Here is a 13,734-nt window from a genome sequence, read left to right on the forward strand (position 1 = left end):
TCAATGAAACAGATATTCGTAATGACCGCTGTGTTGTTACTGACCGGCCTGGCGTCGGTATCGGTTGCACAGCAGATCTCGAAGGAGGAACTGATCTTCCTGACGCCCGAATGGAAGGGGGAGCGATTCCCCGATGGTCGCCCGAAAGTGCCGGATGCGATTATCAAACGCATGAAGCTGGTGACCCATGAAGAAGCCTGGTCGGTGATGAAAGGTGAAAAGTACCGCTATCAGTACGCAGGCGACTGGCAAACCATCAACCCTGATAGTGTTTTGGTGGGACGCGCCCTAACGGCAACGTTTATGCCCGGCCGTCCGGATGTACATCGGGTAACGGACGACAAAGGACACACGAAAGATGGCCGGGTGAAATCGCAGAATGCCTGGCCAATTGACATGCTTGTGAAAGGCGATGTGTATGTGGTAGACCAATACGGTATGCACGAAGATGGGCCAACGATTGGCGATAACCTGGGCAACTCGATCTACGCCAAAACGGGTAACGGAATTGTCTACGAAGGGGCTCTTCGGGATGTAGCCGGATTGAAAGAAATTGGCGGGTTTACGTCGTATTTTCGGAGCTATCACCCCTCACACCATAACCCGGAAGGCGATTTGAACACCACGCTGGTGGGGATTAATCGCCCAACGCGCATTGGGAAAGTGATGGTGATGCCGGGCGATATCGTATTGGGCCGCGATGGTGGGGTAGCGTTTATTCCGCCCCATCTGGCCGAGAAAGTGGTGAAAACGTCGGAGATTATCCGGTTGCGGGATATGTTCGGACACCTGCGGTTGCGGGAGCAGAAATACACACCGGGGCAGATCGACTCACGCTGGTCGGATGTGATCGAGAAGGATTTTTCGCAGTGGCTCAATGCCCACGTCAGCGAACTGCCCGTACCCAAAGAGCAGATTCAGGAATACCTCAAAACCCGTACCTGGTAGTTGAGTGTACCAAACAGCATCTTGCTGTTTGTGGGTACTGAATTTACATCACACAAACAGCTGGAAGCTGTTTGGTACATATTAATACCTTTTCCTTTCCCAAATCATGACAACATCCCGTCGTTCTTTCTTAACCAAAGGTGCCATTGCCAGTGCCTTAGCAGCTACCACATTATCGACATTCGGGGAGGGGCTGGAAACGGCCGTTCACAATGCTCCCCTGTCTTCGGCACCTTCCGATCTGAAAATCACCGATATCAAGTGCGGTTACATCCGGAATGGGCATAGCTTATTTGTGAAAATCCATACCAACCAGGGCATCTGGGGCTGTGGCGAAGGCGTTGATGCCACGCCCGGAACCTATCACCTGGTGAAGATGATGGGCGAACGCATCAAAGGCAAAAGTCCGCTCAACGTCAATCGCCTGTTCGAAGATGTTCGAAAAGCCGGTTTCTTTGAAGGTGCCCAGGCGGGTATGTATATCTCCGTACTCTCGGCGATTGAAACGGCCCTTTGGGATTTGACCGGTAAAGCGCTGGGTATGCCCGTGTATCAGCTGCTGGGTGGGAAATTCCGTGATAAGATCCGGGTTTATTGCGACACCGGGGCGTACCGGGAAACCGACACCAGTGCCGAAGCCTTCGGCAAAAGTGCCAAAAAAGCCGTCGATATGGGCTTTACAGCGGTGAAATACGACATTGATGAGCGCAACGACCCGAATAAATACGATGCCTACAACTGGACCGCCAGCCAGGGTGAATTGGAGCGGATGTACAACCAGATTGCCGGTGTTCGCAAAGCCGTTGGGCCGAAGATCGACATCTGCGTAGACATGCACGGGAAGTACGACGTAACTACCGGTCGGCGGGTGGCCAAGATGATGGAGCCGCTGAACCTGCTGTTTCTCGAAGAACCGATCCCAGCCGAAAACCCCGAAGCGTACAAGCAAATCCGGGAGGCTTCGAATACGCCGATCTGCGCGGGGGAGAACCATTATCTGGCGCACGGATTCCGTAAACTGCTCGAAATTGGTGCCGTCGACATCGTCATGCCCGATTTGCAGAAAGCAGGTGGCCTGAGTGAAGGGCAGCGAATTGCCAATTTGGCTAACTTGTATTACGTGCCCTTTGCCCCGCACATGGTGGCGTCGTACCTGGGCGCGATGGCATCGAGCCACGTATGCGCATCCGTGCCCAACTTCCTGATTCTGGAATGGCAGATCTACTTCCACGAGGAGCCGATGTTCAAAGAGATCGTCACCTTCGACGGGCCGATGATCGAGAAAGGATTCATTCCGTTATCCAACAAACCGGGTATCGGCGTTGAGATCAACGAGGAAGGTATGCGTAAATACGCACCGAAGGACGTTCCGTTCTTTGTATAAACATCGTAACGCGGCTGGCGTTCCACCGCGCTGGCGTTCCAGCCTCGTTACGATGTTTATACAAAGGAGTTGGCTGTTGGGAATAGTCTGTGACTATGTCCTGGCGTTATCCGGTCTCTGACCGGTGTATCAATCTTTGCAAGCCGCCGTTGCGGGGCCTCTGTGGCTAAATAAATTTTCTTAAGTATTTCGTGTGGATAAGTCGGTGTTTATGCCCTGAAAGCTGTGGATAACTTTTATGAATGTGGATAAGCCTGAATGCATGTACTCATGTAGAAAGACCCGTACACAAGGGCAACCGATGTCAACAATCTAGCCGGTACAGTAATTAAACGGGCTAACCGTGTTTTAGCGTAGTCTGACCGACGCTCATCTTAATCGAACTTGTTCCATTGACAACAAAACCCACTCCCATTGCTGCCGATGCGCTGAGGCAAACCGGTGGTACGTTGCCCGCTTCCAGTAACTACCGCTGGGTCATCGTTGCGCTCCTCTTTTTCGCCACAACGATCAACTACCTCGACCGCCAGGTCATTAGCCTGCTGAAACCAATTCTCGAAAAAGAGTTCAGCTGGACCGAGTCTGATTACGGCAACATCGTTACGGTCTTCACCTTTTTTTACGGAGCCACCACCTTGCTGGCGGGCTACCTTATCGACCGGGTGGGTACCAAGCTGGGCTATATCGGGGCCATTCTGGTCTGGAGCTTAGCGGCAATGGGCCATGCGCTGGCTGGTAGTACGTTTGGGTTCATGATTGCCCGTGGTCTGCTGGGTATTGGCGAAGCGGGTAACTTCCCGGCGTCGATCAAGACCGTAGCCGAATGGTTTCCCAAAAAAGAGCGGGCGCTGGCCGTTGGTATCTTCAATGCCGGTGCCAACATTGGCGCGGTAGCAGCACCCGCCGTTGTGCCCTGGCTGGCCCTTATGGCCGGCTGGCAAACGGCCTTCATCGTAACGGGCGCGCTGGGCTTTGCCTGGATTGTCGCCTGGTGGTTCATGTACGAAATACCAAGCCGCCACCGGAAGGTTAACGAAGCCGAACTGGCCCACATCACGCAGGAAACGGCGGCTGAATTTGCCACCGCTGGCGATGCAGCTACCGTAACAACGGTAGATGGTGAAGCCGTGAAGTACCCCATTTTTGCCAATAAAGCCATCTGGGGCTTCATGAGTGGCAAACTACTGACCGATCCCATCTGGTGGTTCTTCCTGTTCTGGTTGCCGTCTTATCTGGCTAATATTTACCACCTCGATCTGAAAAAACTGGGCGCTCCGCTCATCGTTATTTATCTGGCCGCAACCATTGGAAGCGTTGGTGGGGGCTGGCTCTCGTCCATGCTGATCCGTAAAGGCTGGCACCCGACAAGAGCGCGACAGTGGTCGATGGCTCTATTCGCCATATGCGTGATGCCGGTTATGCTCATCAGCCAGATGAACAGCATGTGGCCGGTAATCGGTATTCTATCGCTGGCGGTAGCGGCTCACCAGGCGTGGTCGGCCAATATTTTCACGGTAGCGGCCGATCAGTTTCCCAAGCAGGTCATTAGCCGGGTAGTCGGTTTAGGCACTATGGCCGGAACATTGGGCGGTGCTGTCTTTCCCCTGATCGTTGGTCGGATTCTGGATCATTATAAGCTACTGGGTAGCCTGTCAGAAGGGTATTACATCATTTTTTACATCGCCGGTTTCGCGTATCTGGTGGCCTGGACGATGTTGTACATTTTTGTTTTCAGTCGGGTGAAGAGTAAGTAGGTTTAGCTTATTTCTAATTCCGGTATTCATGGGCCAGGTTGATTCGCTCGACTGGCCCATTTTTCTGAAATTTGCAGGAACGTACCCATGGGTACGTAGGCTACTCACCAACCAGTCTAAATAATCAAGCAATAGCATACGAATGGGAATGTTACAAACAATGCGCTGGTTCGGGCCGAATGATCCGGTTTCTCTGATGGACATTCGGCAGGCCGGTTGCGCGGGCGTGGTCACCGCCTTACATCAGATTCCGGTGGGCGACCTGTGGTCAATCGACGCCATCAACGAACGGAAACAACTGGTCGAAGCCGATAATGACCGGTATTCGCCCTTGCAGTGGGCCATAGTGGAAAGCCTGCCGGTACACGAAGACATCAAAAAGGGACGACCCACCCGCGACGAATACATCGAGAATTATAAAGAGTCGATTCGGAATCTGGCCACTTGCGGCATCAAAACGGTCTGTTACAACTTCATGCCGGTGCTGGACTGGTCGCGCACGAACCTCAATTACGAAATGCCCGACGGCTCGCGGGCGCTCCGATTCGTGTGGGAAGACTTTGCCATCTTCGACCTGTGCATCCTCAAACGCCCCGGTGCCGAGGTCGACTACGAACCCGAAATCATCGAATCGGCTCACCAGAAGTTCAGCGAAATGACGCCCGAGCGTATTGCTGAGTTATCCAACATTGTGCTGCTCGGTTTACCCGGCTCCGAAGAGGCTTTCACCCTCGATACCTTTCAGGGACTGTTGAAGGAATACGCCACCATCGGTGATGCCGAGCTGCGGCAAAACCTCTATTACTTTATCCAGCAGGTAGCTCCCGTGGCGCAGGACGCAGGTGTAAACCTGTGCATTCACCCCGATGATCCGCCACGGCCGCTGTTGGGCCTGCCGCGCGTGGTCAGCACCGAAGCCGATCTGGCGCAGTTGATGGACGCCAGCAATGTGACGGCCAATGGCATTACGTTCTGTACCGGTTCGCTGGGCATCCGGCCCGATAATGACTTACCCGCCATGATTCGGCGGTTTGGCGAGCGTATTCATTTCATTCACCTGCGAACAACGAAACGCGAAGAAGACCCGCGTAACTTCCACGAAGCCGACCACCTGGCGGGCGATGTGGATATGTATGCGGTGGTAAAAGAAATCGTGCTGGAACAGAAACGGCGCGCGCAGCAGGGTATCGGCGAAACGTCCATTCCGATGCGCCCCGACCACGGCCACCAGATGCTCGACGATCTGCACAAAAAGACCTATCCCGGCTATTCTGCTATCGGTCGGTTGCGCGGGCTGGCTGAGTTGAGGGGGCTGGAAATGGGTATTGAACGGAGTTTATGAAGGATTTTGCCACAGAGAGCCACGGAGAAGGCACAGAGATACACAGAGGCTGATGCTGGCGCGGGCATTTGCCCGTGCCTTTTATGAAGTCAGTATTCACTGACGCAAGCGAATGCTTGCTCTATAAACAGGCACGGGTTCAAACCCGCGCCAGAAAACTGAAAAAATGAAACGAATACTAGTTTGCTTATTACTGATCAGCCACCTGGCCTTCCCCGACGATGGCTACCGCCTTTGGCTGAAATACGATCTGATTAAAGACGCGCCGAAACGGGAAGCGTATGCCCGGTCGGCGCAGTTTATTGCCCTGAATGGCACCAGTCCGATTCTAAAATCAGCCGCCGACGAACTCCAGATGGGCTTGCAGGGCTTACTCGGCAGAACGGTGCCCATCATTGCCAATGCCGGAAGCCGGACGGGGGGCATTGTGCTGTCGGTGGCGAGTGCGCCCAATGTCGGGGCACAGTCACTTGCTGCGGATGGATACCAGATCGTCGCCCGTAAGGCGGGCAATATTACTATTTTCGGTAAGAACGATTCGGGCGTATTGTACGGCGCATTTGCCTTACTCCGGCAACTGCAAACCGGGCAGCAGGTAGAGAACCTATCGCTGACCAGCAACCCGAAAATCCAGTATCGGATGCTGAACCACTGGGATAATACCAACGGCACCATTGAGCGGGGCTATGCCGGTGAGTCGCTCTGGAAATGGTACGAACTACCCAACACCGTCGACCCGCGCTACCGCGATTATGCCCGTGCCAATGCCTCGCTGGGAATCAACGGAACGGTTGTTAATAACGTCAATGCCAGTGCCCGTTTCATGACGGCCGAGTACATTGAAAAAGTGGCGGCTCTGGCCAACGTGTTTCGGCCCTATGGCATCCGAATTTATCTGTCGATCTATTTCCCAGCTCCCAAAACCATTGGTGGCCTGAAAACCGCCGACCCGCTCGACCCCGAGGTGCGGAAATGGTGGGCCGATAAAACCAAAGAGATTTACAAGGTCATCCCCGATTTCGGCGGCTTTTTGGTTAAAGCCAACTCCGAAGGTGAACCCGGTCCGCAGGATTACGGTCGTACCCATGCCGACGGTGCCAACATGCTGGCCGATGCCCTCAGACCCTATGACGGAATCGTGATGTGGCGGGCATTCGTCTACAAAGCCGACCCTAAAGCGGATCGCTTTAAAGCCGCTCACGAAGAGTTTACGCCCCTGGACGGTAAATTCGACAAGAAGGTAATTGTACAGGTAAAGAACGGCCCTATTGATTTTCAGCCGCGCGAACCGTTCTCGCCCCTGTTCGGAAACATGCCCAAAACGCCCTTGTCCGTGGAGTTTCAGATCACGCAGGAATACCTTGGCTTTGCTACCCACTGGGTGTACGAAGCCCCGCTTTTCAAGGAGTGTCTGGATACCGATACGTATGTAAAAGGCAAAGGCTCACCGTCCGGTGGAGCAACGGTGGCTAAGGTGATTGACGGCAGCGTACATCAGTACGCCATGACGGCCATTGCGGGTGTCGCTAACACGGGCTCTGACCGCAACTGGACCGGCAACCCGATGGCACAAGCCAATTGGTACGCCTATGGTCGGCTGGCGTGGGATCACTCCCTGTCGTCGGAAGGTATTGCGGATGAATGGGTGAAGATGACGCTCACCCACGAGCCGAAAGCCGTGAAAACCATTACCGACTTGATGCTCAAGTCGCGGGAAATTTACGTCGATTACAACACACCCTTGGGCCTGTCGCGTCCGTGGTCGGGCGTTCACTTCGCCCCCGAGCCATGGCAGGAGAAAAGCGTTCGTCCCGACTGGACCGCCATTTATTATCACCGGGCGGATTCCATCGGGTTGGGCTTCGACCGGACCGCCACGGGCAGCAATGCGCTGGCGCAGTACCGGCCCGAAGTGCAGCAGCAATGGAGTAACCCCGAAACCTGTCCGCTGCCGTATCTGCTCTGGTTTCATCATGTACCCTGGACAAAGAAACTGAGCACGGGCCGTACGCTCTGGGATGAACTCTGTACCCGTTTTTATACCGGTGCCGACTCGGTCGTGTGGATGCAGAAACAATGGGCGCAGGTGAAACCCGCCGTTGACCCCGCTATCTTTGCCGATGTAACAGGTCGATTGATAACCCAACGGAAGGAGGCCATCTGGTGGCGCGATTCGTGGGTGTTGTATCTGCAGACCTATTCGAAACAACCCATTCCGGCTTCACTCCCCAAACCCGAACGGACGCTGGAGGATGTCAAAGCCTTATCCGAAATTTATAAATTACGCTAGTGGAACAAGAACAACGTACGCAGACCAACAGCCAATCGGCTACTTTATCCCCTTTTTCGCTCGATGGTAAACTCGCCCTGATTACGGGTGGCGGCAGTGGTATCGGCTTCGATATTGCCCGCTGCATGGTGCAGGCCGGTGGCACCGTTGTCATTACTGGTCGGCGGGAGCAGCCGTTGCAGGAAGCTGTTGCTACCCTGGGCGACCGGGCGCATTATATGGTCAATGACGTGACCGACCGGCCCTTGCTGGATGATCTTGTCGAACGCATCGAAGCTATATACGGCCCCATTGATACGCTGGTCAACAACGCCGGTATCAATATGAAAAAACCAGCGCTGGAAGTCACCGACGAAGATTTTGACCGGATTGTTCATACAAACCTGAACTCCGTTTTCAGCCTCACGCGAGCCTGTGCGAAGCGTATGATGGCGCGTCAGAGCGGGTCGATCATCATGATTTCGTCCATGGCCGCTTACTATGGTATCGACCGGGTGGCGGCTTATGCCGCGTCTAAATCGGGCGTGGAAGGCATGGTAAAAGTTCTGGCGTCGGAGTTTTCGGGTAATGGCGTTCGGGTCAATGCCATTGCGCCTGGCTTCATCGAAACGGCCATGAGCAAAACCGCGATGGGGGGCGACCCCGACCGTTTCGCCCGCGCCATGCGCCGGACCCCGATGGGCAAGTTCGGCCAGCCCGAAGACATTGGCTGGGCCGCCGTTTTCCTCGCGTCCGAAGCGGCCAAGTATATTACGGGTGCCTCGCTGCCCGTCGATGGTGGTAATTCGATTGGGTTTTGACCCGGGCTGCGGACCCCTGCCCCCTGCCCCCGGATTGCATCCGGGGTTAATCATAGTCAAGTCCTTCGGACTTGTTGGAGTCAATGTAGAGAGTTAGTGTGGTTAACGATTACGGCTATGTTTATTGACTGTGGTGTGTGCATCATTCGTTCCTGGCAGCGTGGAGATGAAGAAACCCTGCCGCTATATGCTAATGACAGAGACATCTGGCTTAACCTGCGGGACCGCTTTCCGTATCCTTATACGAAAGAAGATGCTAAACAGTGGGTTGAGTTTATGATAAACGCTCGCCCGGAAACCGGCTTTGCTATAACGGTTGACGGTGAAGCCGTAGGGACAATTGGTTTTCTGCTTCACGACGATATTGAACGCTGTTCCGCCGAGGTAGGGTATTGGTTAGGTCGCCAGTACTGGGGGCGAGGCATCATTACCGCTGCTTTAAAAGCCATCACCCGCTATGCCTTTAGCGAGTTTGAACTCACCCGACTGTATGCCGTTCCTTTTGTGCGGAACCCGGCGTCGATGAAAGTGCTTGAAAATGCGGGCTACCAGCGCGAAGGAATCATGCAACGCAGCGCGATCAAAGATGGTCAGGTGCTGGATCAGGCTTTGTATGCGTATACGGTAGATAAGGAATAAGGACGGCGCTGTTGTTAAATTGTAAAGTTTCGGCGGGTTGTTTCACTAACCCTTCGGTTGCACTTACTTTGGGGTATATTCTGCCTTCATTGTATGAAACTGATGTTGAAATACCTATTAGCGTTGGGTTGTGGCTTGTGGCTGTCTGCTGTGTGTCAGGCGCAGAGCAAAGCCCGAAAAGCCCTGTTCGTTATTGTCGATGGGATTCCGTCAGATGTGATCGAAAAGCAGCCCACGCCTAATCTGGACGCCATTGCTAAGGTTGGCGGCTATGCACGAGCGTATGTAGGCGGGCAAAAGGGCACGTATTCGCAAACGCCGACGATCTCGGCGGTGGGGTATAATAGCCTGCTTACCAGCACCTGGGTCAACAAGCACAACGTCTGGGATAACGGCATCAAAGCCCCAAACTACCAGTACTGGAGCATCTTCCGCTTCTTCGAAAGCCAGTATCCGCAGAAGAAGACGGCTATTTTTTCCACCTGGCTCGACAACCGGACTAAGCTTGTTGGCGAGAACCTGCCGCAAACCGGAAACCTCCGGCTTGATTATTCCTTCGATGGGTTCGAACTCGACACGCTCCATTTTCGGCACGATAAACAGTCGGAATACATTCACCAGATCGACGAGAAAGTGGTTGACGAAGCCAGCCGCTACATCCGCGATGAAAGTCCCGATCTGTCGTGGGTTTATCTGGAATATACCGACGATATGGGGCACAAATACGGGGATAGCGAGCAGTTCTACAAAGCCGTCAGTATCATGGATGATCAGATGGGCCGACTCTGGAAAGCCATTCAGTACCGCCAGAAAACATTTGGCGAAGACTGGCAACTCTTTATCACCACCGACCACGGGCGCAGTGCCGACACGGGCAAAAATCACGGTGGGCAGTCGGATCGGGAGCGGGCTACCTGGATCGTTACAAACGCCAAAGGCCTGAACGTTCAGTTTAAGAAGAACACACCCGCTATTGTGGACATTATGCCGACCATGGCCCGTCATCTGCAACTCACGATTCCGAAAGAACAGGCTTTTGAACTGGACGGTGTTCCCCTCACCGGGAAACTGTCTGTGACGGAGCCGACGGCCAAAAAAGAAGGCGGTACCATTACGCTGACGTGGAAAGCCGTTGAACTGGAAGAAACCCTGAAAGTCTGGCTCGCCACAACGAATCATTTCGAAGAAGGCAAACGGGATAATTACCTGCTGATGGCCGAAGTACCAGCCAAAGCCGAAACGACCACCATTGATGTGTCGGCACTACCCAAAGGGTTTTATAAGATCGTACTGGAAGGGCGGTATAACACTCTGTCGAGGTGGATTGTGAAGTAGCACCGACCGTGTAGCGCCGACCGTCCCGGTCGGGTGTGAATATGATATTTTGTCTGCTACACATCCGACCGGGACGGTTGGCGCTACACTTACTTCACCCGCGTCCAGATCTTTGATTTCCCCAAGAAGCTGAGACCCATTACGTAGCCGCGCAGGTCAATGGAATTGGGGTCTTTGAGGGTTACTTCGCAGTTGTACGTTTTGCCATCTTCGGGGTTGTAAATCTCCCCATCGCCCCAAACGTTGTTGCCTTTGTAAGTCAGATTTGTGACTAAGACCATGTGCATGAGCGGGCGGCTTCGCAGTTTCTCGTCGGGATTTGCCTTGTCGACTTTAGGTTTGCCGGTGCCCGGTTCAGTAGGTTCGAGCATCCATACGAGTTTGCCGAAATATTTGTTGCCTTGTCTATAAATCTGAACCTGATTCCGCTTCTTCGAACTGAGCCACCGACCAACCAGCGCATCCGGGTCATCAGCAAACGACGGAAGTGAGAGGCAGACGAGCAGGAAGAGTAAAGTCAGGCGTGATGCATTCATACGTGAAGGTTTTGCTACATAAACGCAGGAGAACGTGTTTTGTCGATTCAACTACGATTAAATTTATAGTAAGCAGGCTATTTCCAAGGTAAAGCAGCGTGTTTGTTATTCTTTGATAGGATTAATGGACCATTGTTTAATCCGAGTTGAAAAATAATGTAGTGCCGAGCGTCGGCCCGGCGACCCAACTCACTTCATCTCTTTAATCGAGAGCCAATAGAGCCCGGCGAAGATTATGCTGAAAAAAGCACCGAAGGAGGTGTTCAACGCCCCAACGCCCGCCAGTGCAATGGGCAGTACCAGACCAACGACAATCCCGGCTACATAAATCCAGAAGCCGAGTTTACGCAACCGAAACATCAGGATAGCCCCAATGAGCGTCAGCAGGGAGTATGCAAACTGAGCAATGGCGAGCGACTTGATCTCGTCCGGGTCGCCGGGGGCGGGGGCGTCCGAGGAGCGGTCTTCAAAATATTGTTTGGGCCCTTCTTTCTTTCCCGGGTCTGGCTTGGATTCGACGTATTTTGTTTCGGCTACGGCATCGGCTTGTACAAACGAGACAGTCGAATCGATCAGTCCCCAGCCGCAGCTAAGGAAGGTGAGAATGCACAGGAGGGTTAACAGTTGGGAACGCATGGGTAGGGGAGAATACGGTACCGTAATGGATACCACTTTAGGTTGGTGAAAAAGACGAGGTGCTCCCGCGCTGTAAAAAACCTTATTTTCGCGGCTGAGTTTCCTAATGACAACAAAATCCAAATCAGATGACTCTGCAAGAACTAACCGAGCAAATTCGGTCCAAAGTTACACATGCCGACAACATTAACGCTACGGTTAAGATTGTCACTGATCAGGGTCCCATCTTTATCGATGCGACTAAGTCACCCGCTACGGTGTCTAATGAAGACAAGCCCGCCGATTGCGATTTGCAGGTAAGCATCGACAACCTCGTTAAAATGGGTACTGGTGATCTTAATCCCATGATGGCGGTAATGTCCGGTAAACTCAAAATAAAAGGTGACATGGGCATTGCCATGAAAATGGGCCAGGTGATGGGGTAAGTTAAATGATGAATGAGTGAGTGATTCAATGAGTGAATAAACGTGGTTAATGGTGCAGTAAATCAGTAGTACAGGTAGCATGAAGACTTACTACAATTTATGACACTATTCCCTTGATTATTCACTCATTCGCTCATTCATAATTCACTCATTGACTATGCCTTCTCGTCGTAAGTTTCTGGAAAACAGTGCACTGGCTGCGGCTGGTTTTTATATAGTGCCCCGGCATGTGCTGGGTGGAAAAGCATCGGATGGTGCCCGGATCATTGCGCCTTCCGACAAACTCAATATTGCCGCCGTAGGCTGTGGCGGTAAGGCCGATGTTAACGTTCGGTTAGCGTACAACAGCGGCTCCGATAATTTTGTGGCCCTCTGCGATGTCGACGACCGGCAGGCAAAGAAATTCCGTGGTCAGTTTCCCAACGCACCTTACTTTCAGGATTACCGGGAGATGTTCGATAAGGCAGGTAAAACCTTCGACGCCGTTATTGTGAGCACTCCCGACCATATGCACGCGCCCATCGCTATGGCCGCTATGCAGATGGGTAAACACGTGTACGTCGAGAAACCGCTGACGCATGACATTTACGAAGCCCGGATGCTGACCCAGGCGGCTGCGAAATATAAAGTCGTGACCCAGATGGGCAATCAGGGGAGTTCGGGCGATGCCACGCGCATCATCGAGACGGCTATCCAGAAAAACATCATCGGCCACGTTCATACCGTGTATTGCTGGACCAACCGCCCGGTCTGGCCGCAGGGCGTTAAGTCGCCGAAGGAGCGAGGGGAGTCGCAGCCGGTGCCCTCGGAGGTAAACTGGCCGCTCTGGCTGGGTACTGCCCCCATGCGGCCGTATCACGAAGCCTACATGCCCACCCGCTGGCGGGGTTATTGGGATTTTGGCACGGGAGCCCTCGGCGATATGGGCTGCCACTTCATGGACGTTCCTTTCCGCGCCCTCAAGCTTAAATACCCTACGTCCGTTGAGTGTAGCGTGGGTTCGGTTTATGCCGACTTCTTCGAAGAAGCATTTTACGACGACAGTTGTCCGCTCTCGTCGGCCATTCACCTCACGTTCCCATCCAACGATAAGAAAATAAAAGAGATCAAGTTTTCGTGGTTCGATGGCGGTATTCGGCCCCAGCTGCCCGAAGGCGTAGACTACAATGATGTATTTCGGGACATCGACGGCGGGATGCTGTTTATCGGCACCAAAGGCATGCTGACGGGCGGTCTGTTCGGCAATGACCCTAAATTATTACCAGCGGATAAATTTAGCGGGAAAGAGCTGCCTGCTCCCGAAAAGCCGTTGGTCGAAGGCAAAACGGAAGGCCACCAGCAGCAATGGGTGAAAGCCTGCAAGCAGGGCTATGGTGCGTATACATCCTCATCGTTCGACCAGTCCGGCCCCCTCACCGAAACGGTGTTGATGGGTAATCTGGCCACGCGCTCTTACCTGGCCCGCGAAGACGGGAAGTTTACGGGCCGCAAAAAACTCTTCTGGGACGGCGACAATATGAAAATCACCAACTACGATTACGCCAACCAGTTTGTGAAACGGCAGTATAATGGGGGGTATACATTGTAGGTGTTTAGTACCAGACAGCATCCTGCTGTCTGGTACTAAACCCTAACTGCTTGCTTA

At 53.3% G+C, this 13,734-nt stretch carries 12 protein-coding genes; 10 read left to right on the top strand and 2 right to left on the bottom strand.

Annotated features, from left to right (window positions below):
- Positions 1-3: 3 nt before the first annotated feature.
- From CRO74_RS12540 to CRO74_RS12575, 8 genes are all read left to right on the top strand, one after another.
- Positions 4-948 (top strand): RraA family protein, encoded by a 945-nt coding sequence (locus CRO74_RS12540; protein WP_097126398.1) that lies wholly within the window; start codon positions 4-6, stop codon positions 946-948.
- Between the two features lie 106 nt (positions 949-1,054).
- Positions 1,055-2,332 carry a mandelate racemase/muconate lactonizing enzyme family protein gene (locus CRO74_RS12545; protein WP_097126399.1) on the top strand — a complete coding sequence of 426 codons (1,278 nt, stop codon included), beginning with the start codon at positions 1,055-1,057 and terminating at the stop codon, positions 2,330-2,332.
- A gap of 428 nt (positions 2,333-2,760) precedes the next feature.
- Positions 2,761-4,086, top strand: coding sequence for an MFS transporter (locus CRO74_RS12550; RefSeq protein WP_394341891.1), 1,326 nt, complete (start codon positions 2,761-2,763; stop codon positions 4,084-4,086).
- 142 nt (positions 4,087-4,228) lie between these two features.
- Complete coding sequence (gene uxuA, locus CRO74_RS12555) at positions 4,229-5,428, top strand: mannonate dehydratase (protein ID WP_097126401.1); 1,200 nt, start codon at positions 4,229-4,231, stop codon at positions 5,426-5,428.
- A gap of 166 nt (positions 5,429-5,594) precedes the next feature.
- A complete protein-coding gene (locus CRO74_RS12560; protein WP_097126402.1) occupies positions 5,595-7,718 on the top strand; it encodes an alpha-glucuronidase family glycosyl hydrolase in 2,124 nt (707 codons plus the stop codon).
- Positions 7,718-8,518, top strand: a complete 801-nt coding sequence (locus CRO74_RS12565) for an SDR family NAD(P)-dependent oxidoreductase (RefSeq protein ID WP_097126403.1) — start codon at positions 7,718-7,720, stop codon at positions 8,516-8,518. The genes CRO74_RS12560 and CRO74_RS12565 overlap by 1 nt, the downstream gene beginning before the upstream one ends.
- Before the next feature lie 117 nt (positions 8,519-8,635).
- Positions 8,636-9,157 (top strand): GNAT family N-acetyltransferase, encoded by a 522-nt coding sequence (locus CRO74_RS12570; RefSeq protein ID WP_097126404.1) that lies wholly within the window; start codon positions 8,636-8,638, stop codon positions 9,155-9,157.
- 93 nt (positions 9,158-9,250) lie between these two features.
- On the top strand, positions 9,251-10,492 hold the full coding sequence (locus CRO74_RS12575; RefSeq protein WP_097126405.1) for an alkaline phosphatase family protein: 1,242 nt from the start codon (positions 9,251-9,253) through the stop codon (positions 10,490-10,492).
- 89 nt (positions 10,493-10,581) lie between these two features.
- Here the strand turns inward: CRO74_RS12575 and CRO74_RS12580 are convergent, their stop codons facing one another.
- Both CRO74_RS12580 and CRO74_RS12585 read right to left on the bottom strand, forming a co-directional pair.
- The gene (locus tag CRO74_RS12580; RefSeq protein ID WP_097126406.1) at positions 10,582-11,028 is read right to left on the bottom strand and encodes a DUF2147 domain-containing protein; all 447 of its coding nucleotides are present in this window, start codon (positions 11,026-11,028) and stop codon (positions 10,582-10,584) included.
- Between the two features lie 189 nt (positions 11,029-11,217).
- Entirely contained in the window at positions 11,218-11,664 is a 447-nt protein-coding gene (locus tag CRO74_RS12585) for a hypothetical protein (protein ID WP_097126407.1), read from the bottom strand.
- Between the two features lie 128 nt (positions 11,665-11,792).
- Here CRO74_RS12585 and CRO74_RS12590 point away from each other — a divergent pair, with 128 nt between their 5' ends.
- Together CRO74_RS12590 and CRO74_RS12595 are read left to right on the top strand one after the other, a co-directional pair.
- On the top strand, positions 11,793-12,089 hold the full coding sequence (locus tag CRO74_RS12590) for an SCP2 sterol-binding domain-containing protein (RefSeq protein ID WP_097126408.1): 297 nt from the start codon (positions 11,793-11,795) through the stop codon (positions 12,087-12,089).
- A gap of 157 nt (positions 12,090-12,246) precedes the next feature.
- Positions 12,247-13,677, top strand: coding sequence for a Gfo/Idh/MocA family protein (locus CRO74_RS12595; RefSeq protein WP_097126409.1), 1,431 nt, complete (start codon positions 12,247-12,249; stop codon positions 13,675-13,677).
- The last annotated feature ends 57 nt before the right edge of the window (positions 13,678-13,734 follow it).

Source organism: Spirosoma fluviale, from assembly GCF_900230225.1.
Taxonomy (GTDB): Bacteria; Bacteroidota; Bacteroidia; order Cytophagales; family Spirosomataceae; genus Spirosoma; species Spirosoma fluviale.